The organism is Burkholderia sp. Z1, from assembly GCF_014893795.1.
GTDB classification, from domain to species: domain Bacteria; phylum Pseudomonadota; class Gammaproteobacteria; order Burkholderiales; family Burkholderiaceae; genus Burkholderia; species Burkholderia theae.
Map to the genome: position 1 here is coordinate 2,642,188 of NZ_JACFYL010000002.1, position 22,207 is coordinate 2,664,394.

Sequence of the window (22,207 nt, forward strand, 5' to 3'; positions counted from 1 at the left end):
GATCCTTCAGGTAAGAGGGGCGCTTATCGCGCGACGGCCGCGAGCGGCGTGCCGACGAGACGGCCGATGTCGGCACGGGCGGCGTGCGCGCCGGCGAGCGCGCGTACGTATTGCGACTGCCCCTGGAACAGCGTGCGCTGCGCGTCGAGCACGTCGAGGAAGCTGAACTTCCCGAGTTCGTAACCGCGCGACATCGCGTCGAGCGCGAGCCGCGCGGCCGGCAGGATGTCGGCCTTCAGCCGCTGCGCTTCCTGCTCGGCGGCCTCGAAATTCGCGTATGCCTGCGTGAGCTCCAGCCGCAGGCGCGTGCGTTCGCGATCGAGATCGGCATTCGCGCGCTCGGCCTTGTGCGTCGCTTCGAGCAGCGCGCCCTTGTTCGTGTTGAACAGCGGGATCGGGATCGACACGCCGACCACCGCCTGGTTGTCCGGCACGCCGCCCGTGGTCACCCGCTTCACGCCCGCGCTGACCGTCACGTCCGGAATGCGTCGCGCGCGTTCGAGCGACACGGCCGCGTTCGAGCGCAGCATCTCGGCGCGCGCGATCCGCGCGAGCGGCGCGTCGTCGAGCTGCGCGCTCAGCGCGGACAGCGGTTCGACCGGCGGCACGGTTTCGAGGTCGCCGAGCACCGCGAGCCGATCGCCGCGCGCTTCGCCCATCACCGCGTTCAGCTTCTCGCGCGCGACCTCGACGCGACCGCGCGCGGTCACGACTTCGATCTGCACGCCGGCCGCCGCCACGTTTGCCTTCGTCGCCTCGACCGGCGACACCTTGCCGGCCTGCGCGCGACGCCCCGCGAGATCCGCGGAGCGCGCGGCGATCGCGGCCGATTCCTCGGTGACCTGAAGCTGGCGCTGCGCGGCGAGCAGCCCGTAGAACGCGGCGATCACGTCGGCGCGCACGACGGCGCCCTGCTCGTCGAGCGATGCGTTGGCGGACTCACGTCCGTACGACGCGACGTCGAGCCGCGCGCGACGCTTGCCGCCCAGCTCGATGGTCTGGTTGATCAGCGCGGTCGACGTGCGCTCGGCGCGGCTGAAGCCTTCCTGCAGGAACGACACTTCGGGATTGGGGCGCGCGCCGGCCTGCATCAGCGCGCCGGCCGACGCATCGACGTCCGCGCGCGCGCCGCGCAGCGCCGGATTGTTCCGGGCCGCGACCGCGAGCGCATCGGGAAGCGTCAATGACGTGGCAGGGAGTGCGTCGGATGGCGGTGCGCTGCCGGAAGCAGCCGGGGCCTGGGCCGGCCCCGGCGACAGCGGCGGCTGCGCATGAGCTGTCGCGGCCATCGCGAAGACGATGGCCGCGGCGAGAGTGAGCTTGAGCATGTTCGGTTCTGCGGTAACGGTTTGCGACCGATGCTACGGTCCGGCCGCAGTGCGAACATGAGGCGAAGATGACATTTCCGTCATCTTGGGCACGGCTGCGTGCACGCGTGCGGCACCCCGCTGGAACGGCGTCCCGCGTCGACGATCAGGAGGATTCGGTAAACGTGCGGCGCGACGGCCGCACGGAAGACTGCAGCGGTGCGGGGAATCGGCATAGGCGTGCCGACCTCCCCGGTATGCGAATCAGACGGTCCCTTGCTTCGCGCGCCGGCGTTGCACCAGCCAGTCGAGCAGTTGCTGCCCGTCGCGTTCGCCGAACCAGCGCGCGTGCCCGATCAGGTAGCCGTCGTACGCGATGTCGACGATCGCCGGCGCATCGATGATGCAGCCGAAATACGCGACTTCCGACAGCGCGAACTCCGTATGCACGATCGGCAGCAGCGCGACCAGCGCCGCATACGCGTCGTCGCTCAGCGGTTCGAGCGATTCGTAGCCGTCGAGCAGCGCGTCGATCTGCGCATATTCGACGCGCCGCGCATCGGCCGGTGCCATCCAGTCGACGGTATTGCGCTCGATCGCGAGCGCAAGATCCATCACCGCGCAAGTGCGATCCGACAAACCGAAATCGAGCACGGTGCGCACCTGCGCGCCGGGCCCTGCATCGGTCCACAGCAGGTTCGACGCATGCCAGTCGCCGTGCGTCCACAGCGGCGGCAACGCGGACAGCAGCGGCACGAGGCGCGCGTGATACGGACCGATCGCGTCGGCCACGTCGCCGCGCCAGTCACGCGCACCGAGCGCGCGCACGAGCAGCGGCTGTGCTTCGACCCAGCGTTCGAGCGCGCCCGCCAGATCGGCCGACGACAGCACGCGAAAACTCGACAGCAGCGTGCGAATGGGCCGCGCGGGCGCATCGTAGCCGGCCGACGCGCGATGCAGCTCGGCGAGCGCGCGGCCGGCCGCGTACGCGTGCGAAGGATGCGTGAACGGCTGCCACGACATCACGCCGCGATACGGGTCGACGCCGGGCGCGAGCACATGTACCTCGTAGGTCCAGTCGCCGGATGCGAACGCGGTCGCGCCGTCGCGATCCGCCAGCACATCCACCACCGGCATCCCGCGTTCACGCAGATGCGCGATGAAACGATGCTCTTCCTCGAGCCCCGCGACATCGCGCAGGCTCACGTGATGACGCTTGACGAACAGCCCGCGCCCGTCCGCCATCCGCACGAGCACGGCCGCCGCGAACTGCCGCGGGCTGTGCCACGTCAGCCGGGCCGGCTCGCCGGCGCCGTCGATCCGCGCGAGCACCGCCGCGACCTCGTCGTGCGTCATCAGCGGCCAGTCGCGTTCGGCCTGCACGCCGTCGACGCCGAATTGCGGCGGCGCGACGTCACGCGATACGGGCCCGTCCTGCTCGAGTGGGAATGACATGAACGACGTTGCTCCGTAGTTGAATCGGCGCGTGACTCAGCGCGCACCGCCGCCCGGCGCGAGCGCGCCGCCGGCCGCCGCGCGCAGCGTCGCGGCCGTCCGGCTCCAGTCGCGCCAGCCGACGACGGCGAGCCCGATGAACAGCGCATAGAGCCCGGCCGTCAGATACAGCTCCTTGAACACGAACATCCCGACGTACACGACGTTCACGATGATCCACAGCCCCCACGACGCGATGTAGCGCCGCGCGGTCCAGTATTGCGCGACGAGGCTGAACGCGGTCAGCGACGCATCGACGAACGGCAGTGCCGCATCGGTCCAGCGCGCCATCATGCCGCCGAGCAGCGCGCTGCCGACGACAGCCGCGATCAGGTCGGGCAGCATCTGCCGCGGCCGCACGCCCGTGACCGGCGCGACGTCGCCTGCCGATGCCGCGCCACCGCCGGCCTCGCTCGCGCGCTGCGCGAGCCAGCGTTGCCAGCCGTACACCTGCAGCACCGCGAACGCGCCCTGCAGCAGCATGTCCGAGTACAGCTTCGCATCGAAGAAGATCCAGCCGTACAGCGCGACCGACGCGAGCCCGACCGGCCAGCACAGCATGCGCCGCTTCGCGGTCAGCCAGATCGCGAGCGCGCTGACGATCACGCCGGCGATTTCGAGTGGGGACATCGTCTGTGCTCTCCAGGTTGGCGGCCGGGGCCGCGCGTCATGCGGCCGGTTCCGGCCGGTCAGAAATCATAGGTCAACGACACGCGCGCGGTGCGCGGCGCACCCGGGAACAGGTACGCATCGCCCTGCTGTTCGCCCGCGTCGCGCCAGTAGAACTTGTTGAACAGATTGTCCACCGACACGCGCAGCACCGTGCGATGACCGCCGATCTTCGTCGTATAGCGCGCGCCGAGATTGAACACGAACCACGACGGCACGCGCGCGGTGCCTTCCTCGTTCGCGTTGCGGGCCGCGCTGTACTCGACGCCGCCGAGCACGTTCAGGCCCGCGACGCCCGGCACCGCGTAATCCGCATACAACGACGCGCGCAGCGCGGGCACGTTGATGATCTGGTGCCCTTCGTACGCCGGCGACCCCGAATCGTAAGCGCGGGCGCGAATCGCCGCGACGCTGGCCGTCAGCCCGAGCCGCTCGGTGACGCGCCCGGCCGCGCCGAGCTCGATCCCCTGGTGCCGCTGCGTGCCGCGCTGCACGAACGTGTAGGTCGTGCCCGACGCATCCGGATCGGCGAACTGGAACGGCTTGCTGATCGAGAACACGGCGGCCGTGAGGCTCAGCCGGTCGAGCCAGTCGTATTTCGCGCCGAGCTCGATCTGGTGCGACTCGACGGGCGGCAGGAACGCATACGCGTTGGTCGCGCGCACGGGCGCCTGGTCGCCGAGCGACAGCGCCTTGCTGTACGACGCATACAGCGACAGCACGTTCACCGGCTTGTAGACGAGCGCGACCTGCGGCAGGAACACCGAGCGGTCGGTGCGCGTATCGGCGCCGTCGAGGCTGCTCCAGCTGCGCTGGCGCAGCAGCACTTCCTTGCCGCCCGCGAGCACCTGCCAGTGTTCGCCGATGCTGATGCGGTCGAGCCCGAACACGCCGTACTGCCACGCGTCGAGGCGCGGATACGACGGCCCGGGCGAATTCGGCGACGGCGCGAAGGCGACGTCGGGCCCGTAGATGTTCTCGCTGCCCACGTAGTCGTACACGGCGTCGGCCATGTGCACGACGCGGCGCTGCACGCTCACGCCGAGCGTCAGCTCGTGCCGCAGCGGCCCGGTCGCGAACTTGCCGGTCGTGACCGCGCGCAGGTCGTCGTTGCGCCGGTACTCGCCGGGGCTGCGGAAGTCGTAGACGTCGTAGTCGCCGTTCGCGCCGAAGAAGAACGGCGACGTCGCGCCGGCCGTGCAGCTCGCCGCGTACGAGCAGCCGTACGCGAACGCGCTGTTGTCGTCGATCATCGTGCGGCTGCGGCCCGCGGCGATATAGGCCTTCCAGTCGTCGTTGAACTGGTAGTCGAAACGCGCGTTCAGGTTCAGCGCGTCGGTGGTCACCGGCTTCGCCCACGGCTGCGTGCCGAGCGCCTTCGACGTCGTGTTGACGGACGGCACGACGGTGCCGCCGAGCAACTGGTAGCCGGGCGCGGAACGCTGGATCCACTGCTGGAATTCGGCGTTGAGCTGCAGGCTCGCCCGCGGGCTGATGTCCCAGTCCGCGGCGATCGAGCCGAACGTGCGCCGCCCGTTCGTGCCGTCGATGTACGAGTGCATGTTCTCCTTCGCGGCATTGATCCGGAAGCCGAACTGGTTGTCGGGGCCGAAACGGCGGCCGAGATCGACGGCCGCCGACGTCGAGCCACGGCTGTCGACGCCGGTCGTCACGCTCGCGACGTTCGCGGAGCGCTTCGTCACGAAGTTGATCACGCCGCCCGGCGCGACGACGCCACTGTCGATGCCCGCGAGCCCCTTCAGGATCTCGACGCGCTCCTTGTTCTCGAGCGGCACGTTCTGCTCGCCGGACACCGTCAGCCCGTCGATCCGGATCGCGCTCGCGAGATCGACCGGGAAACCGCGGATCGCGAAGCCCTCGTAATAGCCGACCGGCGCATAGTCGTTGACGACCGACGCGTCGTTGCGCACGACGTCGCTCAGCCGCTTCGCCTGCTGGTCGTCGAGCAGCGCGCGCGTCATGACACTCACCGACGCCGGCGTATCGCGCAGCGGCGTGTCGTCGAGCCCCGCGACCGACGCGTTGCGCACGCGAAACGCATTGCCGCGTTCGCCACTCACCGTGATCGTCGGCAGCGTCGCGCTGCCGGCCGCATCGGTATCCGGTGCCGGTGTGTCGCCCTGGGCCGCGGCCGCCTGCGCCGCGATAAGCGTGATGCCGAGACCGACACCGAGCCCGACCTTCGCGCGCCGCCGCCGTGCGGGCAACGCTGTTGTTCTATTCACCGTCATTGTTCTGGATGGAAAACTCGCCACTCGACCCTGTCGAAACACGTTACGAAGCTGCGAAGCGCGCGCCCGCGCACGAACCCGTTCCCGATCGCCGGACGCATGCGTCGGCACGATATTCATCAGACGAATCGGACGATACGGCACGCATGCGGGCCGATCGGACGGGAAGACGCAGGATGGGACATCGGATTCAGGTGACGCACCGGGAACCGACGCAGCCGTCGACGGGTTCGTCGGGTGCCTGTCGGGCGGCCGGCTGCATCGCGCGGTCTTGTCATGCGGGGGGCGCTTCGAACGCCACGGTGCGAACGGCGGGCACTTGCGCGCGCCGTTCACTGGAACGGCGGCCTGCCCGTCGCGCGCGACATCGCGGCGTGGCGCGCATTTTACCCCGGGCGGGGCCGAAGGCCGTGGAATTGGGCGGAACGGGGGGAAGAACAGCAGGAAGGGCGAAACGCGATTCGTGCAACACGGCAACGGCGTTGCTGTAGCCGCGATGCTCGTCGCGTGCGGCAATTTCGAAGACCAGCCCGATCATGCGCCGGTCATGCAGCCGGAAACCGGAGCGGGAATGATCTCCCGCTCGCGGTTCACGGGCCGCTCAGAACCCCTGCATCGTCACCGTCGGATCGACGACCAGATGCACGACGCCGTAAATGATCGCGCCGACGAGCAGCGCGAGCAGGATCGCCACGAACGGCAGCAGCGTGAAGTTGACGTTCGCGAGATCGGCCGCGTGCGCCTTGCTGTTGCGCACGCCGAAGAAACTCCACAGGACCAGCTTGATCATGCCGAGCAGTTTCATGATGTTGCTCCTTTCGTCTATCGGTTGACGCTATCGTCGATCCGACCGGCATCCGAAAAAAGAAGCAGTTGCGCGCGATTTTCGCGCAGCACGCCATCTGCGGCGGCATGTCGCAGGCGCGTCAGCGGTCGAGCACGAGCGGCTCCGTGGCCCCTTGCGCGGGCCGCGCGACGCACAGCAGCGCGCAGCCGGGTTCGACCGCCGCATCGGGCGTTTGCTCGTAATCGACCGCGCCGGACAGCACGCGCGTCGCACATGTGCCGCACGAACCGGAGCGGCATTCGGACGACACGGCGACGCGCTGCCCTTCCGCGAATTCGAGCAGCGTGCCGTCGACGGGCGTCCACGCGACTTCCCGCCCCGTGCGCCGGAACACGACCGGCACGCTCGCCACCGCCGGCATGCCCGCCGCACGGGTCGCGGTGCGGGCCACGCTCGACGGCCCGAACGCCTCGAAACGGATGCGCTCGTCCGGCACGTTCAGCGCGCGCAGCCCGTCGTACAGGTCGCGCATGAACGCCGACGGCCCGCACAGGTAGAAGTCGTAGTCGTCGAACGGCAGGATCCGCTTCAGTTGCGCGATGTCGATGCGGCCCGCGTGCGCTGCCGCGTCGCCTTGGGGGCGGCTGTCGAACCAGTGGAGCGACAGCCGCGCATCGGCGGCCGCGACACGCGCCAGATCCGCCGCGAACGGCCGGTCGGCCGCTTCACGCGCACCGTGCACGAACACCACGCGGCGCGACGGCGCGGCGTCGGCCAGCGCGCCGCGCAGCATCGCGACCATCGGCGTGATGCCGATGCCGGCCGACACGAGCACGGCCGGGCGCGGGCTCGCGGCATCGAACGTGAAGCGGCCGCGCGGCATCTGCGCGTCGAGCGTCATGCCCGCCTGCGCGTGATCGTGCAGCCAGGCCGATACGTGCCCGTCGCGCTTCACGGTGATCCGGTAATGTGCGCCACCCGGCGCATCGGACAGCGTGAAGCTGCGAATCGACGGCGTGTCGCCGCCCGGCAGCGTGATACGCAGCGTCAGATGCTGCCCGGCTTCGTAGGCGGGCAACGTGCCGCCGTCCGCCGGTTCGAAATGGAACGAGCGGATCGCGCGCGCTTCGTCGACGATCCTCGCGATGCGCAGCGGCCGCCACGCGCTTGCCGATACGGACGGCGCGGATGCGGGTGCTGATGCAAGTGCCGATGCGGACGGCACCGGCGCGACCGTCGCCGTCGCCGCACCACCGGCACCCGCCGCCATCGCCGCGAACTGCGGCGCGCGCTCGACCGCCGACCATCGGAACGGCAGCACCGCGCGCATGCGCCGCACTTCCCGCACATGGAACCGCACGACGCGCTGCGCGCCGTCGAACGACGCGACGAGCGGCCCGTCCCACACGATCTCGGCGCGCGCGGCGACATACACCAGGTCGCCGCTGTCGAAATCGACGAACAGCAGCCCCGCGCGCGGATCGTGCTGCAGGTTGCCGAGCGTGTTGAAGAAGCGGTTGCCGCTGAAATCCGGCGTCGTCAGCGTGCGCGCATCGTCGACGCGCACGAAGCCCGGCATCCCGCCGCGATGCGACACGTCCGCGCCGCGTGCGGCACCCGCGTCCGCCGACGTGTTCGCGCTCGCGACGAAGAACGTATCGGCCTGCGCGAGCAGCGCGCGATCCGCATCGTTCAGTTGGTCCGACACGTCCGGCGCGCCGTGCGCATCGCCATCGCGCGCGACAAACGTCGGCGCGCGGCCCTGGATGTACTTCGCGCAGTTGCCGAAGCTCTGCTCGACCGCGATCGTCAGCGCATCGTCGTCGACGGCGCGCACGACGCCGTTGACGCGATTGCGCCGCCGCGTATCGAACTCGATCCCGAGCCCGCCGAGCGGCGCGCCCGGCCGCCACGCGCCGGCCAGCGGATCGCCCGGCAGCGCGGGCGCGGCGATGCGCAGCGTGCGCGCATCCGGCGACGTCATGAACCCCGGCGCGCCGGCCCGCAACGTCGCCCACGGCTGCCCCTGCGCATCGACGCCGCCGAGCACGAAGAACGGCAGTTGCGCGAAAAACGTCCGGTGCTGGTCCGGCATGAAGCGCCGGATCCCGCGCCGGCCGGCCGAACCCGCGGCCTCCGTGACGCCCGCGCGCTGCTGCACGGCGAGTTCGCCCGCGTGAAACGGCGCGGCATCGAGTTCCCAGCCTGGTACGACGGCAGTCGGGGCGTTCATCGCGTTCTCCGGAGAAGGCGTGGCGTTGAGTGAGGTTACGCGGCGAGCAAGCCCGCGCGCGTCGTCGGCATGCCGACAAAGCCCGGCAGCGCCTCGACGCGTGCGAGCCATGCGCGCACGTGCGGATACGGTTCGAGCGACACGCCGCCTTCCGGTGCGTGCGCGATGTACGTGTACGCGGCGATATCCGCGATCGTCGGCTGCGCGCCGGCCGCGAACGGCTTGCCGGCCAGCTCGCGATCGATCACGTCGAGCAGCTTCGCGGCCGTGCGCTTGGCCGCATCCTGGTCGAGCGGCGCGCCGAACACGGTCACGAGCCGCGCCGCGGCAGGCCCCGTCGCGATCGGGCCGGCCGCATACGACAGCCAGCGCTGCACGACCGCCGCGCCGGCCGGATCGTCGGGCAGCCAGTGCGCGTCGCCGTAGCGCTTCGCGAGATACACGAGGATCGCGTTCGAATCGGCGATCACGGTACCGCCGTCGTCGATCACGGGCACCTGCCCGAGCGGATTGAGCGCGAGGAACGCCGCTTCACGCTGCGCGCCGGCCGCGAGATCGACCTCGACGGTCTCGGACGGCAGACCGAGCAGCGACAGGAACAACCGGACGCGGTGCGCGTGCCCGGACAGCAGGAACGAATAGACGCGGATCGGTGCGACGGGCTTACCGGCGGCGGGCTTGGCGGACATGAAAACACTCCGGAATCTCGCGCCGCCGGGAATCGGCGACGAACGGCCCCAGCGTAACGCTCGCCGTTCGCGGCCAGAAGACGGATAATTGCTGAAACATTATCCTCTCCTATAGGACAATCGACGATGGCCGATCTGCGCGACGTGAACCTGAACCGGCTGGCGATCTTCGTCGCGGTGGTCGATGCCGGCTCGCTGACGGCCGCGGCCGAGCGGCTCGGCCTCGCGAAGACGGTCGTCAGCACGCACATGCAGCGCCTCGAATCCGAGGTCGGCGCGAACCTGCTGGTGCGCACGACGCGGCGGTTGAGCGTGACCGACGCGGGGCGCGCGTTCTACGACGCGTGCCGCGACATCATGCGCGCCACGGAAAGCGCGCTCGACGCGGTGTCGTCCGATACGGGGCCGCTGCGCGGCACGCTGCGCGTGAGCGTGCCGATCGACTACGGCGCGCTGGTCGTCGCGCCGGCCGTCGTCGCGCTGCGCGACGCGCATCCGGGGCTCGACGTCGAGCTCGTCGCGAACGACCGCGTCGTCGATCTCGTCGCGGACAACCTCGACGTCGCGATCCGCATCGGCCGCCTCGCCGATTCGAACTATCGCGCGGTGCAGCTCGGCACGTACGAGAAATGGCTGGTTGCAAGCCCTGCGTTCGTCGCACGATACGGGCTGCCGCGCGACACGGATGCGCTCGCCGCGCTGCCGTTCGTGATGCTGTCGACGCTGCCGCGCCCGCACACGCTCGAACTCGACAACGCGCGCGGCGGCAACGCATCGGTGCGCTGCGTCGCGCCGGTCGTGTCGAATACCGCGACGGCGTGCCGCGCGATCGTGCTCGCGGGCGGCGGCTTCGGGTTGCTGACGGATTTCTCGACCGCCGACGACGTCGCGGCTGGCCGGCTCGTGCGGCTGCTGCCCGCATGGCGCGCGGCGCCGGCCGGGATTCATGCGGTGTATCCGTCGACGCGGCTGCCGTCGCCGAAGGTGCGGGCGTTCATCGATGCGATGAAGCAGAGGATCGACGACACGCGGCCGGCACGCAAGACGAAACGCGAACGCTAGCGCACGCCGAATTCCGTTGCGGCTGCGCGCCGCGCCGTTGCCGGCCCACGCATTCCATTCCTCCGATGTATCGCGACATCCTCGCGACCACGCATCGCCATGCAAGGCGCTCATGCGCGGCATGAAAACTAATCGATTGTTGGCGCCCCGGATCGACGCCGACAATCCGCTGCATGCCCCTTCGTTTGCGGTACGGGCCACTCACCCTCCCAATCGGCACGTCACGATCCATGAACCATCCAGTCCCCCTCTCCTGCATCGCCGAGGCCCGCACGGCCGCGCCGGCACCGTTCCTTGCCCGTCCCCGCACCTGCGGCGAAGCACTCGTCGACCTGCTCGAACGTTATGGCGTCGAATGCGTGTTCGGCATTCCCGGCGTGCATACCGTCGAGCTGTATCGCGGGCTCGCCGAGTCGACGATCCGCCATGTGACGCCGCGCCACGAACAGGGGGCCGGCTTCATGGCCGACGGCTACGCGCGCGTCACGGGCCGGCCGGGCGTCTGCTTCATCATCACCGGGCCGGGCATGACCAATATCGCGACCGCGATGGCACAGGCCTACGCGGATTCGATCCCGATGCTGGTGATCTCGAGCGTCAACGCCCGGCGCGAGCTCGGCAGCGGCGACGGCCGCCTGCACGAGCTGCCGTCGCAGCGTGAAGTCTTCGCGGGGCTCACCGCGTTCTCGCACACGCTGCTCGACGCGGCCGATCTGCCGCAGGTGCTCGCGCGCGCCTTCGCGGTCTTCGAAAGCGCACGGCCGCGGCCCGTGCACATCGAGATTCCGCTTGACGTGATCGTGATGCCGACGCCCGCGCTGCCCGCCGCGCCGCCCACGCTGCCCGCCCGCCCCGCGCCGGACGCCGGCGCGCTCGCGGCGGCCGCGGACCTGCTCGCCCATGCGCGCCGGCCACTGATCCTGGCGGGCGGCGGCGCCGTGCATGCGGCGGCCGAATTGCGCGAGCTCGCCGAACGCCTGCACGCGCCGGTCGCGCTGACGATCAACGCGAAGGGCCTGCTGCCGGCCGGCCATCCGTTGCTGATCGGCTCCACGCAATCGCTGCCCGCCACCCGCGCGACGATCCGCGACGCCGACGTGGTGCTCGCCGTCGGCACCGAGCTCGGCGAAACGGATTACGACGTCACGTTCGACGGCGGCTTCGCGATCGATGGCCGGCTGATTCGCATCGACATCGACGCGCAGCAGCTGATGCGCAATGCGCGCGCGGAGATCGCCATCGCCGGCGATTCGCGGCTGGCGCTCGGCGCGCTGTCGACCCGCCTGCACGAAAAACCGGCGCCGACCCCCGAAGCCGGCTGGGGCGCGCCGCGCGTGGCCGCCGTGCGCGCCGCGATCGCGTCCGGCCACGACGGCCCCGCACGTGCGCAGGCGCGGCTGATCGACACGATCGTCGCGGCGCTGCCTGGCGTAATCGTCGCCGGCGATTCGACGAGCCCCGTGTACGTCGGTAATTTCACCCACGACGCGCACGCGCCGCGCAGCTGGTTCAACTCGTCTACCGGTTACGGCACGCTCGGCTACGGGCTGCCCGCCGCGATCGGCGCGAAACTCGCCGCGCCCGCACGCCCGGTCGTCTGCCTGATCGGCGACGGCGGCCTGCAGTTCACGTTGCCGGAGCTCGCGAGCGCGGTCGAGGCCCGCGTGCCGGTGATCGTGATCGTCTGGAACAACCGCGGCTACGGCGAGATCCGCAAATACATGGTCGCGCGCGACATCACGCCGGTCGGCGTCGATCCGTACACGCCCGATTTCCTGGCGCTCGCGCGCGGCTTCGGCTGCGCGGCGCACGCGGCCGCGACGCCCGACGCACTGGCTGCCACGTTGCGCGACGCCGTCGCGCGCGCGATTCCGACCGTGATCGAGATCGACGAAGCGACATGGTTCGAGCAGGTGCAACGATGAGTCGGGCCCCCGATTTTCACTTTGATCCGCCGCTGCGTACCGGGCTTTTCATCGACGGCGCGTGGGGGCCCGGCGCCGACGGCGCCACGCTGCCGATCGTCGATCCGTCGACTGAAGCGGTCCTCGCGCATGTGGCTGCCGGCGGCAGCGCGGACGTCGAGCGCGCCGTCCAGGCCGCGGCCCGCGCGTTTCCCCGCTGGAAACGCACGACGGGTGCCGCGCGCGCGGCCCTGCTCCGCACGATCGCTCGCGGCGTCGACACGCACCGCACACGGCTCGCGACGCTGCAGTCGTTCAATAACGGCAAGCCGTTCGCCGAAGCGGAGATCGACGTCGCCGACGTGATCGCCACGTTCGACTACTACGCCAGCCTCGCGGAACGCGTCGACACCGACGGCGAAACCGAGGTCGCGCTGCCCGGCGACGACCACCGCGCATGGATCCGGCGCGAACCGGCCGGCGTCGCCGCGCTGATCGTGCCGTGGAATTTCCCGATGGTGACGACCGCGTGGAAACTCGCGCCCGCGCTCGCGGCCGGCTGCACCGTCGTGCTGAAGCCGTCCGAGATCACGCCGCTGCCGGAACTCGAACTCGTCGCGATCGCCGCCGCAGCGGGCCTGCCGCCCGGCGTGCTGAACGTCGTGACGGGCACCGGCCCCGACGTCGGTGCCCGGTTGTGCGCGCATCCGCTCGTCGCGAAGGTGTCGTTTACCGGCAGCACGGCGGTCGGCGCGCAGGTCATGAAAACGGCCGCGGACACGATCAAGGGCGTCGGCCTCGAACTCGGCGGCAAGTCGTCGATCGTCGTGTTCGACGACGCCGATCCCGACCACGCGGTCGAGCTGATCGCGGGCGGCGGCCTGTTCAACGCGGGGCAGATGTGTTCGGCGACCTCGCGCGTGCTCGTCGCCGCGCCGCTCGCCGACGACCTGATCGCGCGCCTCGCGCGACGGATCGACGCGACCGTCGTCGGCCCGCCGTTCGCGCCCGGCGTGCAGATGGGCCCGCTGACGAACCGCGCGCAATACGAACGCGTGAAGCGCCACATCGCGCAAGGCCGAGCCGACGGCGCGCGGCTCGTGACGGGCGGCGACGTGCCCGCCGGCCCCGGTTACTTCATCCGGCCCGCGCTGTTCGCCGACGTGCCGGCCGACAGCGCGCTATGGCGCGACGAAATCTTCGGGCCGGTGCTGTGCGTCCGCACGTTCGACACCGAGGACGACGCGATCGCGGCCGCCAACGATACCGAATACGGGCTCGTCGCGACCGTCGTCACGCGCGACGCGGCACGCGGCAAGCGGGTCGCCGACGCGCTCGAGGCAGGCGTCGTGTGGATCAACACGCCGCAACTGATCTATCCGCAAACCTCATGGGGCGGCTACAAGCGCAGCAGCGTCGGACGCGAGCTCGGCCCGTTCGGGCTGGCCGCATTCCAGGAGATCAAGCAGGTCATGATGCCGGCCCGCTGAGGCCGTCCAGCCCATGCGTTTATGTCATGCCGCGCATGCGGATATTTCGTTTGTTGCGGAAATTTGACCTCCCTACAGTTCATCCACACCCCGCGCCGCCGTTCGGCGACCGGCATCGAACCACCCGGCATCGTTCATCAGGAGACGGCCATGCAACACTTCAAGGCGGGCAGAAGGCAGGTGATCAAGACCCTCGGCACGGCACTCGCCGCATCCGCCCTTCCGATGCCGTTCATCAGTACTGCGAAGGCACAGACGAGCAGCTTCGCGGGCAAGACGCTGCGCATCCTCACGTGGTCTGACGATACCGGTGCGGCCGCGCTGCGCAACATCGCGGAAACGTTCAGCAAGCAGACCGGCGCTCGCGTGATCGCCGACCGCGCGGACGGCACGTCGGGCATGGTCGCGAAGGTCAAGGCCGCCGGCGAGCGGCCGACCTACGACGTGATCACGCTGGCCGGCGTCGGCGCGGCCGGCCTCGCCGACGCGGGCCTGCTCGCGAAGCCGGACCTGAACCGGCTGCCGAACCTGAAGGACGTCGCGCCGCAGTACCGCACGGGCGCGAACGGGTTCGGTGTCGGCTACCTGCTGTGGTCGGACGGGCTGATCTACAACACGTCGACCGTCAAGACCGCACCGGCGAGCTACGAAGCGCTGTGGGATCCGAAATATGCGGGGCGCCTGTTCCTGCCGCCGCCGGAGTGGGCCGAGGCAGTCGATCTCGCGATCGTCGCCGCGAAGCTGGCCGGCGGTTCGCAGCAGAACATCGAGCCGGGCTTCCGCAAGCTCGCGGCGCTCAAGGATCGCGTGATGACGCTCGGCGAAAACCCGAACCAGGTCGCCGACCTGTTCCGCACCGGCTCGCTCGACATCGGCGGCATCTATTCGCCCGCGTTCTTCCCGGACCAGATCCGCAAGCCCGACTACAAGATGGGCGTGACGTACGGGATGAAGGAAGGCTTCGCGACGCAACTGATGTTCACGGTGATTCCGAAAGCGCACCCGGGCGACCTCGACCTGATCCATGCGTTCATCAACCACACGCTCGACGCGGGCGTGCAGGGCCGGATGGCAGCGGACGTGCTGAACGGGCCGGTGAATTCGAAGGCCGTGATCCCGGCGGAAAGCCGCGCATTCGTGCCGTCGCCGCAGCAGATCGCGGAGAAGGCCATCCTGCACGACGACAAGGCGCTCGCGGCCGTTCAACCGGCGTGGATCAAGCGCTATACCAGCCTCTTCGCGGCCTGACGACATGGCCTCGCTGCCTTCCTCCCGTCACGCGGAACCCGTCGCCGCCGGCCCGGCCGGCGGCTCTTCGGCCGCCGCTGCCGCGCGGCCCGGCGTGCCGCCGTGGCTGCTGCTTGCGCCGATCCTCGCATTCCTCGCGGTGCTCGCGGCGGCGACGCTCACCGTGCTGCGGATGAGCGTCGGTACGCCGGGCGACGAATGGCGCACGTTCACGCTGCAGAACTACGCCGATCTCGCCGACCCGTACTTCATGCACTCGCTGTGGCTCACGCTGCGCCTCGCGTTCCAGAGCATGGCGTGCGCGGTGCTGCTCGCGATCCCGGTCGCGCTGGCGATGGCGCGCGCCGAATCGCGGCTCGCGCGGCGACTCATGCTCGCCGGCGTGCTGCTGCCGCTGCTCGTCAACCTGCTGCTGCAAGGTTACGGCTGGCTCGTGATGCTCGGCCCGGCGGGCCTGCTCAACCGCTCGCTGCTGGCGGCCGGCGTCATCGAACGGCCACTGCAGCTGCTGTACCACGAACTCGGCGTGCTGCTCGGGCTGATCCAGACCGCATTCCCTCTCGCCGTGCTGCCGCTGTCGAGCGCGCTGCGTGCCGTGTCCCGCGCGTACGACGAAGCCGCCGCGACGCTCGGCGCGACGCGCTGGCAGACGCTGCGGCATGTGACGCTGCCGCTCGCGATGCCGGGGCTCGTATCGGGCGCGCTGCTCGTATTCGCCTACAACGCAAGCGCGTTCGCGGTGCCGCTGCTGCTCGGCGGCCGGCGCGTGCCGATGCTCGCGGTGCTCGTGCACGACCAGGTCGCACCGCTGCTCAACTGGCCGGCCGCGTCGGCCTCGGGTGTCGTGCTGATGGGCGCGACGCTCGTCGTGATGGCGGTTTCCCAGCGCCTCGTGCGCGCCCTGCAACGTGACGAGGTGAACCGATGAATGCCCTTCTGCCGCGAGCACCGCTGCCCGGCCGCCTGAGCCGCGCGACCGGCACCCTCGCGACGCTCGTGCTGTGCCTCGCCGCACTGCCGATCGTGACGATGATCACGATGTCGTTCGGCTCGTCGGGCACGCTCGAATTCCCGCCGCGCGATTTCAGCCTGCACTGGTACCGCGCCGCCTGGCAGACCTTCGTGACCGCCGATGCCGGCAGCGCGCAATCGATGGGCGCCGCGCTGACGACGAGCCTCGTCGTCGCGATCGCGACGATGCTGGTCGCGACTGCGGTTTCGGTACCCGCCGCCTACGCGCTGTCGCGTTACCGCTTCCGCGGCAAGACGTTCGTCGAGCAGCTCGTCGCGCTGCCGATCGTCTATCCGCTCGTCATGCTCGGCCTCGCGCTGCTGCTCGTTTTCAACGCGCTGCCGGTCGAACTCGGGCTCGTGCGGCTCGTCGTTGCGCACGTGATCCTGACGCTGCCGTTTACCGTGAAGAACTGCGCGGCATCGGTCGCGTCGATCGGCCCGGAATTCGAGGAAGCCGCGTGCCTGATGGGCGCGAGCCCGCGCCGCGCGTTCGTCGATGTCGTCCTGCCGCTGATGCGGCCGGGCGTCCTCGCCGGCATGCTGTTCGCGTTCATCGTGTCGTTCAACGAGTTCACGGTGACGTTCTTCCTGTACAGCGTCGACACGATGACGCTGCCGGTCTGGCTCTACAGCCGCACCGTGTCGTCGCTCGACCCGACCGTGTTCTGTTTCGCGGTGTTCACCGTCGCGATCGATTTCGCGCTGATCTGGATGCTCGAAAAACTCGTCGGCGACAAGGGCGTTGCGCTCTGATACGCGCACGACTCCGCCCTCGCCCATCCAAGGACTCCCCATGACCCAGCTCACCCTTCAGAGCGTGACGAAGCGCTTCCACCACGCGTATGCCGTCGATCACGTCGACCTGTCCGTGCCGGACGGCAAGCTCGTCTGCTTTCTCGGCCCGTCGGGCTGCGGCAAGACCACGCTGATGCGGATCATCGCCGGCCTCGAGACGCCGACTTCCGGCACGATCACGTTCGCCGGCCGCGACCTCACGCACGTGCCGGCCAACCGGCGCGACTTCGGCATGGTGTTCCAGTCGCTCGCGCTGTTCCCGCACATGACGGTCGCGCAGAACATCGCGTATCCGCTGCGGCTGCGCAAGACGGCCAGGACGGCTCAAACGCGGCGTGTCGCGGAGCTGCTGGAACTCATCCAGCTTCCGCACCTGGCCGACCGGCTCGTCACGCAACTGTCCGGCGGGCAGCGCCAGCGCGTCGCGATCGCTCGCGCGATCGCTTCGTCGCCGCGCCTACTGCTGCTCGACGAGCCGCTGTCGGCGCTCGACGCGAAGCTGCGCGAGGCGATGCAGGTCGAGATCCGGCTGCTCCAGCAACGGCTCGGCATCACGACGATCATGGTCACGCACGACCAGCGCGAAGCGATGACGATGGCCGACGAGATCGTCGTGATGGAGAAAGGCCGCATCCAGCAGGTCGGCCGGCCGCTCGACATCTATCGCGATCCGGTCAACGAATTCGTCGCGGATTTCATCGGCCTCGGCAACATCCTGCCGGTCGCGTGCGACGGCGACGACGCGATCGTGCTGCCGGGCGGGCAACGGCTCGCGATCCGGCGCGCGCCCGACGCGCCGCGCGCGGACGACGCCGTGCGCCTGCTGATTCGCCCCGAGGACGTGTGCGTGCGCGCGGCCTCGGCCTCGCCGTCCGCGCCGAACACGCTCGCCGGCACGGTCACGTTCGTGCGCGACGTCGGCGCGTCGATCGAGGCAACGATCGATTGCCGCGGCTTCACGCTGACGGCCGCGACGACGCCGCGCGAGACGCCCGACCTGCACGTCGGCATGCCGGTCGCCGCCGAGCTACCCGCGCATGCATGCAAGCTGATCGCCGCACGCGGCGCCTGATTTCCTGTTCTTTCCCCAGCGCAGCAACAAGGACTCCACCATGAACGCATCGACCCAAGCCCACCGTCTCGTGCGACGCCTGCTCGCCCGCACCGCCCTCGTCTGCACCTGCGCGGCGGGTCTCGCCGCCGTCGCGCCGCTCGCGCATGCCGACGCACTCGACACGATCGCGAAATCCGGCGTCGTGCGCATCGGCGTGTTCGAGGACTACCCGCCGTTCGGCTCGATCGGCCCCGACATGAAGCCGCAAGGTTACGACATCGACATGGCGACGCTGATCGGCAAGGCGCTCAACGCGAAGGTCGAGCTCGTGCAGGTCACCGGCGACAACCGGATGGCGTATCTCGCCGACCGCAAGACCGACATGCTGCTGTCGGTCGGCCAGACGCCGGAGCGCGCGAAGGTGATCGATTTCTCGAACGCGTATGCGCCGTACTATCTCGCGGTATTCGGCCCGAAATCGCTCGCCGTGAAACGCACCGCCGATCTCGCCGGCAAGTCGGTCGCGGTCGCGCGCGGCACGCTCGAGGACCTGAGCGTGAGCAAGGTCGCGCCGCCGAACGCGACGATCAAGCGCTTCGACGATCCGAACGGCGCGATCGCGGCGTTCCTGTCGGGGCAGGCGCAACTGCTCGTGGTCGGCAACGACGTCGGCGCGACGATCATCGCGCGCCATCCGTCGATCGATCCGGAGCAGAAGTTCTCGCTGTTCAGCTCGCCCGATCACGTCGGCCTGAACAAGAACGAGCCGCGCCTGATGCAGAAGGTCAATGATGCGATCGCCGGCGCGAAGAAAAGCGGCACGCTGAACACGCTGTCGCAGAAGTGGCTGCACGCGGCACTGCCGGCCGACCTGTGATGCGCGCCGCGCCCGCCCCGCATTCACGACGAAAGGTATCGTCATGACCTACGTGTTCGACTTCAGCGATTTCGGCCTCTACGCCGGCATGCTCGCGCGCGGGATCGGCGTGACGCTCGGCCTCACCGCGGCCTCCACCGCGCTCGGCGGCCTGATCGGCACCGCCGGCGCGTGGGCCGCGCTCGCCGGCCCGCGCTGGGCACGCACGCTCGTCGCGGCCTACGTCGAGCTGATCCGCAATACGCCGTTCCTGGTCCAGCTGTTCTTCATCTTCTTCGGGCTGCCCGGGATCGGTGTGCACATCGACGAAGCGCAGGCGGCCGTGCTGGCGATGACGGTCAACCTGGGCGCGTATGCGGTCGAGATCCTGCGGGCCGGCATCGAATCGGTGCCGCACGGGCAAACGCAGGCCGCGCGCGCGCTCGGGCTGCACGGCCGGCAGGTGTTCGGCCAGGTCGTGCTGCCGCAGGCGCTCGCGAACGTGTACCCCGCGCTGCTCGGGCAGGTGCTGATCGTGATGCTCGGCTCGGCCGTCGTGTCGCAGATCTCGGTGCCCGACCTGACCTATGCGGCGAACTTCATCCAGTCGCGCAATTTCCGTGCGTTCGAGATCTACATCGTCGTGACTGCGATCTACCTGCTGCTGTCGATCGCGTTGCGCATGCTGCTCAATCGCGCCGGCCGCCGGCTGTTCGCGGGCCGCGCGCCAAATAGTGCGGCCGCCGCACCGCGCCGCTCGTGCGTCGCCCGCTTTACGTGGCGCGCGCGTTCCCCTGAAACCGGCCTCCCGACGGAGCGTGCCCGATGATCGAATTCACCTTCCAGGATATTGCGTGGAACCTGCTGCTGGCCGCGCGCTGGACCATGCTGCTGTCGCTGATCACGTTCGTCGGCGGCAGCGTCGCCGGGTTCGTGCTGCTCGCGATGCGCATCTCGCCGGTGCCGGCGCTGCGCCGCTTCGTGAGCCTGTACGTCGAGCTGTTCCAGGGCACGCCGTTGCTGATGCAGCTGTTCCTCGGTTTCTTCGGACTGCCGCTGATCGGCATCGACGTGACGCCGTGGGTCGCCGCATCGGTCGTATTGACGTTGAACGCGAGCGCGTACCTGGCCGACATCTGGCGCGGCTGCGTCGACGCCGTGCCGCGCGGCCAGTGGAGTGCGGCGGCCAGCCTCGGCATGACGTGGACGCAACAACTCCGTTATGCGGTGTGGCCGCAGGCATGGAAAATCGCGCTGCCGCCGACCGTCGGCTTTCTCGTGCAGGCGGTGAAAAGCACGGCGCTGACGTCGATCATCGGGCTGACCGAACTCACGAAGACCGGCAACATCATCACCAACGCGGTGTTCAAGCCGTTTCCGATCTACGCGATGGTCGCGCTGCTCTACTTCGCGATGTGCTTCCCGTTGACGTGGTACGCCCGCGTGCTCGAACGCCGCTACCGCGTCGCGAAGGCACGCTGAACCGGCGCCGCGCGCGCCTCATTACGATGCAGGTATCCCCCATGATTTCCATCAGCAACGTTTCGAAGTGGTACGGCCAGTTTCAGGTCCTCACCGACTGCACGACCGCGGTCAGGAAGGGCGAAGTGGTCGTCGTGTGCGGCCCGTCGGGCTCCGGCAAGTCGACGCTGATCAAGACCGTGAACGGCCTCGAGCCGTTCCAGCAGGGCGAGATCCTGGTGAACGGCCAGTCGGTCGGCGACAAGAAGACGAACCTGTCGAAGCTGCGCTCGAAGGTCGGGATGGTGTTCCAGCATTTCGAGCTGTTCCCGCACCTGTCGATCACCGAGAACCTGACGCTCGCGCAGGTCAAGGTGCTCGGCCGCGGCAAGGACGAGGCGAACGAGAAGGGCATGAAGCTGCTGGATCGCGTCGGCCTGAAGGCGCATGCGCACAAGTTCCCGGGCCAGCTGTCGGGTGGCCAGCAGCAGCGTGTCGCGATCGCGCGCGCGCTGTCGATGGACCCGATCGCGATGCTGTTCGACGAACCGACGTCCGCGCTCGATCCCGAGATGATCAACGAAGTGCTCGACGTGATGGTCGAGCTCGCGCAGGAAGGGATGACGATGATGGTCGTCACGCACGAGATGGGCTTCGCGAAGAAGGTCGCGCATCGCGTGATCTTCATGGACAAGGGCGCGATCGTCGAGGACGACCGCAAGGACGATTTCTTCTCGAATCCGAAATCGGAACGCGCGAAGGACTTCCTCGCGAAGATCCTGCACTGAACGCTGCCGCGACGCGTCGTGCCGCACGACGCGCCGCACCCGCCCCTTCCGATCGCCCGTTCCATGCCGGCCTTTCCGATGAAACGACTGCCTTCCCTCAACGCGCTGCAGATCTTCGACATCGTCGCCCGCCACGGCAGCTTCACGCGCGCCGCCGAACAGCTGTGCCTGACGCAGGGTGCGGTGAGCCGGCAGATCCTCGCGCTGGAGGCGTTCTACCAATTCCCGCTGTTCAAGCGCACGCCAAAGGGACTGACGCTGACGGCGGAAGGCGAACTGCTGTTACCGACGGTGCGCGAGAGCTTTGCGCGCATCGAAGAGGTGTCGATGCGCCTGTCGCGCCGGCGCACCGAGCTTGCGCTGAAGGTGCCGACCTGCATGATGCAGTGGATGTTGCCGCGGATCATGCGGTTTCAGTCCGAGCACCCGGAACTCCAGGTGCAGATCACGACGACCTGGGGCCATCACGTCGATTTCCGCATGGAGCCGTTCGACGCCGCGGTGATCTACGCCCCCGGCGCCGGCCCCGACATGCATGCGATCCCGCTGTTCGAAGAGCGGCTCACGCCGGTATGCTCGCCGGACCTGCTGAACCGGCATCCGCTTTCAAGCGTCGACGACCTGGCCGACCATACGCTGCTGCATCCGACCCGCGATCACCGCGACTGGAAACGGTGGCTCGACCATGCGGGCGCACCGCACGTCGACTCGACGCGCGGATTGAGCTTCGAGACGCTCGACCTCGCCACCCACGCGGCGATCGACGGCTACGGCATCGCGATCGGCGACCGGACGCTCGTCGACGAAAGCGTGGCGGCGCACCGGCTCGTGACGCCGTTCGACGTGTCGCTGCCGACCGGGATGGGCTACTACTTCGTGTATCCGGGCGGCGCCGAGCAGCAGCAGAAGATCCAGCTGTTCGGCGACTGGATCACGGGCGAACGCGAGCGCCAGACCTCCGTTTTCAATCGGCCCGCGTGAGCCGGCTCATCGGCACGGCACGCAAGCGCTTGCGTGCCGCATACGGCCGCCCGGCGCGCCCGACCGGATCCGGCCCGCGCAATGCCGGCATGCGGCGATTCCCCCACGCTTCCAGTTCGCTTT

The 22,207-nt window shown here is 69.4% G+C and carries 19 protein-coding genes; 12 read left to right on the forward strand and 7 right to left on the reverse strand.

Annotation, left to right across the window (positions count from 1 at the left end; all coding sequences use genetic code 11):
- Window positions 1-23: 23 nt before the first annotated feature.
- From H3H55_RS28700 to H3H55_RS28730, 7 genes are all read right to left on the reverse strand, one after another.
- Window positions 24-1,328: a TolC family protein gene (locus H3H55_RS28700; protein ID WP_193101152.1), complete on the reverse strand. Its 1,305-nt coding sequence runs from the start codon at window positions 1,326-1,328 to the stop codon at window positions 24-26.
- Between the two features lie 243 nt (window positions 1,329-1,571).
- The gene (locus H3H55_RS28705) at window positions 1,572-2,762 is read right to left on the reverse strand and encodes a phosphotransferase enzyme family protein (protein ID WP_193101153.1); all 1,191 of its coding nucleotides are present in this window, start codon (window positions 2,760-2,762) and stop codon (window positions 1,572-1,574) included.
- A 36-nt stretch (window positions 2,763-2,798) separates the two neighbouring features.
- Window positions 2,799-3,431 (reverse strand): nicotinamide riboside transporter PnuC, encoded by a 633-nt coding sequence (pnuC, locus tag H3H55_RS28710; protein WP_193101154.1) that lies wholly within the window; start codon window positions 3,429-3,431, stop codon window positions 2,799-2,801.
- Window positions 3,432-3,490: 59 nt separating this feature from the next.
- The gene (locus tag H3H55_RS28715; protein WP_193101155.1) at window positions 3,491-5,722 is read right to left on the reverse strand and encodes a TonB-dependent siderophore receptor; all 2,232 of its coding nucleotides are present in this window, start codon (window positions 5,720-5,722) and stop codon (window positions 3,491-3,493) included.
- A gap of 601 nt (window positions 5,723-6,323) precedes the next feature.
- Window positions 6,324-6,527 (reverse strand): DUF2970 domain-containing protein, encoded by a 204-nt coding sequence (locus tag H3H55_RS28720; RefSeq protein ID WP_048245300.1) that lies wholly within the window; start codon window positions 6,525-6,527, stop codon window positions 6,324-6,326.
- Window positions 6,528-6,648: 121 nt separating this feature from the next.
- Window positions 6,649-8,742, reverse strand: coding sequence for a pyridoxamine 5'-phosphate oxidase family protein (locus H3H55_RS28725; protein WP_193101156.1), 2,094 nt, complete (start codon window positions 8,740-8,742; stop codon window positions 6,649-6,651).
- 35 nt (window positions 8,743-8,777) lie between these two features.
- Entirely contained in the window at window positions 8,778-9,431 is a 654-nt protein-coding gene (locus H3H55_RS28730) for a glutathione S-transferase family protein (protein WP_193101157.1), read from the reverse strand.
- A 126-nt stretch (window positions 9,432-9,557) separates the two neighbouring features.
- Here H3H55_RS28730 and H3H55_RS28735 point away from each other — a divergent pair, with 126 nt between their 5' ends.
- From H3H55_RS28735 to H3H55_RS28790, 12 genes are all read left to right on the forward strand, one after another.
- Entirely contained in the window at window positions 9,558-10,493 is a 936-nt protein-coding gene (locus H3H55_RS28735; RefSeq protein ID WP_193101158.1) for a LysR family transcriptional regulator, read from the forward strand.
- 230 nt (window positions 10,494-10,723) lie between these two features.
- Complete coding sequence (locus H3H55_RS28740) at window positions 10,724-12,418, forward strand: 5-guanidino-2-oxopentanoate decarboxylase (RefSeq protein ID WP_226800394.1); 1,695 nt, start codon at window positions 10,724-10,726, stop codon at window positions 12,416-12,418.
- Complete coding sequence (locus tag H3H55_RS28745; RefSeq protein WP_193101159.1) at window positions 12,415-13,887, forward strand: aldehyde dehydrogenase family protein; 1,473 nt, start codon at window positions 12,415-12,417, stop codon at window positions 13,885-13,887. Before H3H55_RS28740 ends, H3H55_RS28745 begins: the two co-directional genes overlap by 4 nt.
- Window positions 13,888-14,037: 150 nt before the next feature.
- The gene (locus H3H55_RS28750; RefSeq protein WP_048245295.1) at window positions 14,038-15,135 is read left to right on the forward strand and encodes an ABC transporter substrate-binding protein; all 1,098 of its coding nucleotides are present in this window, start codon (window positions 14,038-14,040) and stop codon (window positions 15,133-15,135) included.
- A gap of 4 nt (window positions 15,136-15,139) precedes the next feature.
- Window positions 15,140-16,063 (forward strand): ABC transporter permease, encoded by a 924-nt coding sequence (locus tag H3H55_RS28755; RefSeq protein WP_193101160.1) that lies wholly within the window; start codon window positions 15,140-15,142, stop codon window positions 16,061-16,063.
- On the forward strand, window positions 16,060-16,902 hold the full coding sequence (locus tag H3H55_RS28760) for an ABC transporter permease (RefSeq protein ID WP_021162908.1): 843 nt from the start codon (window positions 16,060-16,062) through the stop codon (window positions 16,900-16,902). Before H3H55_RS28755 ends, H3H55_RS28760 begins: the two co-directional genes overlap by 4 nt.
- Window positions 16,903-16,942: 40 nt before the next feature.
- A complete protein-coding gene (locus H3H55_RS28765; protein ID WP_193101161.1) occupies window positions 16,943-18,016 on the forward strand; it encodes an ABC transporter ATP-binding protein in 1,074 nt (357 codons plus the stop codon).
- Window positions 18,017-18,056: 40 nt separating this feature from the next.
- The gene (locus H3H55_RS28770) at window positions 18,057-18,875 is read left to right on the forward strand and encodes a transporter substrate-binding domain-containing protein (RefSeq protein WP_193101162.1); all 819 of its coding nucleotides are present in this window, start codon (window positions 18,057-18,059) and stop codon (window positions 18,873-18,875) included.
- Between the two features lie 43 nt (window positions 18,876-18,918).
- On the forward strand, window positions 18,919-19,683 hold the full coding sequence (locus H3H55_RS28775) for an amino acid ABC transporter permease (RefSeq protein WP_193101163.1): 765 nt from the start codon (window positions 18,919-18,921) through the stop codon (window positions 19,681-19,683).
- Window positions 19,680-20,336, forward strand: coding sequence for an amino acid ABC transporter permease (locus H3H55_RS28780; protein WP_193101164.1), 657 nt, complete (start codon window positions 19,680-19,682; stop codon window positions 20,334-20,336). The genes H3H55_RS28775 and H3H55_RS28780 overlap by 4 nt, the downstream gene beginning before the upstream one ends.
- A 41-nt stretch (window positions 20,337-20,377) precedes the next feature.
- Complete coding sequence (locus H3H55_RS28785; RefSeq protein WP_193101165.1) at window positions 20,378-21,103, forward strand: amino acid ABC transporter ATP-binding protein; 726 nt, start codon at window positions 20,378-20,380, stop codon at window positions 21,101-21,103.
- A 78-nt stretch (window positions 21,104-21,181) separates the two neighbouring features.
- Window positions 21,182-22,084: a LysR substrate-binding domain-containing protein gene (locus H3H55_RS28790; protein WP_193101166.1), complete on the forward strand. Its 903-nt coding sequence runs from the start codon at window positions 21,182-21,184 to the stop codon at window positions 22,082-22,084.
- The last annotated feature ends 123 nt before the right edge of the window (window positions 22,085-22,207 follow it).

What these genes read in the sequence shown, in the direction of transcription:
- H3H55_RS28790 (WP_193101166.1), top strand. Translation starts at nt 21,182, where the DNA reads ATGAAACGACTGCCTTCCCTCAACGCGCTGCAGATCTTCGACATCGTC.
- H3H55_RS28775 (WP_193101163.1), top strand. Translation starts at nt 18,919, where the DNA reads ATGACCTACGTGTTCGACTTCAGCGATTTCGGCCTCTACGCCGGCATG.
- H3H55_RS28705 (WP_193101153.1), bottom strand. Translation starts at nt 2,762, where the DNA reads ATGTCATTCCCACTCGAGCAGGACGGGCCCGTATCGCGTGACGTCGCG.
- H3H55_RS28780 (WP_193101164.1), top strand. Translation starts at nt 19,680, where the DNA reads ATGATCGAATTCACCTTCCAGGATATTGCGTGGAACCTGCTGCTGGCC.
- pnuC (WP_193101154.1), bottom strand. Translation starts at nt 3,431, where the DNA reads ATGTCCCCACTCGAAATCGCCGGCGTGATCGTCAGCGCGCTCGCGATC.
- H3H55_RS28730 (WP_193101157.1), bottom strand. Translation starts at nt 9,431, where the DNA reads ATGTCCGCCAAGCCCGCCGCCGGTAAGCCCGTCGCACCGATCCGCGTC.
- H3H55_RS28750 (WP_048245295.1), top strand. Translation starts at nt 14,038, where the DNA reads ATGCAACACTTCAAGGCGGGCAGAAGGCAGGTGATCAAGACCCTCGGC.
- H3H55_RS28700 (WP_193101152.1), bottom strand. Translation starts at nt 1,328, where the DNA reads ATGCTCAAGCTCACTCTCGCCGCGGCCATCGTCTTCGCGATGGCCGCG.
- H3H55_RS28760 (WP_021162908.1), top strand. Translation starts at nt 16,060, where the DNA reads ATGAATGCCCTTCTGCCGCGAGCACCGCTGCCCGGCCGCCTGAGCCGC.
- H3H55_RS28765 (WP_193101161.1), top strand. Translation starts at nt 16,943, where the DNA reads ATGACCCAGCTCACCCTTCAGAGCGTGACGAAGCGCTTCCACCACGCG.
- H3H55_RS28770 (WP_193101162.1), top strand. Translation starts at nt 18,057, where the DNA reads ATGAACGCATCGACCCAAGCCCACCGTCTCGTGCGACGCCTGCTCGCC.
- H3H55_RS28735 (WP_193101158.1), top strand. Translation starts at nt 9,558, where the DNA reads ATGGCCGATCTGCGCGACGTGAACCTGAACCGGCTGGCGATCTTCGTC.
- H3H55_RS28785 (WP_193101165.1), top strand. Translation starts at nt 20,378, where the DNA reads ATGATTTCCATCAGCAACGTTTCGAAGTGGTACGGCCAGTTTCAGGTC.
- H3H55_RS28725 (WP_193101156.1), bottom strand. Translation starts at nt 8,742, where the DNA reads ATGAACGCCCCGACTGCCGTCGTACCAGGCTGGGAACTCGATGCCGCG.
- H3H55_RS28755 (WP_193101160.1), top strand. Translation starts at nt 15,140, where the DNA reads ATGGCCTCGCTGCCTTCCTCCCGTCACGCGGAACCCGTCGCCGCCGGC.
- H3H55_RS28740 (WP_226800394.1), top strand. Translation starts at nt 10,724, where the DNA reads ATGAACCATCCAGTCCCCCTCTCCTGCATCGCCGAGGCCCGCACGGCC.
- H3H55_RS28745 (WP_193101159.1), top strand. Translation starts at nt 12,415, where the DNA reads ATGAGTCGGGCCCCCGATTTTCACTTTGATCCGCCGCTGCGTACCGGG.
- H3H55_RS28720 (WP_048245300.1), bottom strand. Translation starts at nt 6,527, where the DNA reads ATGAAACTGCTCGGCATGATCAAGCTGGTCCTGTGGAGTTTCTTCGGC.
- H3H55_RS28715 (WP_193101155.1), bottom strand. Translation starts at nt 5,722, where the DNA reads ATGACGGTGAATAGAACAACAGCGTTGCCCGCACGGCGGCGGCGCGCG.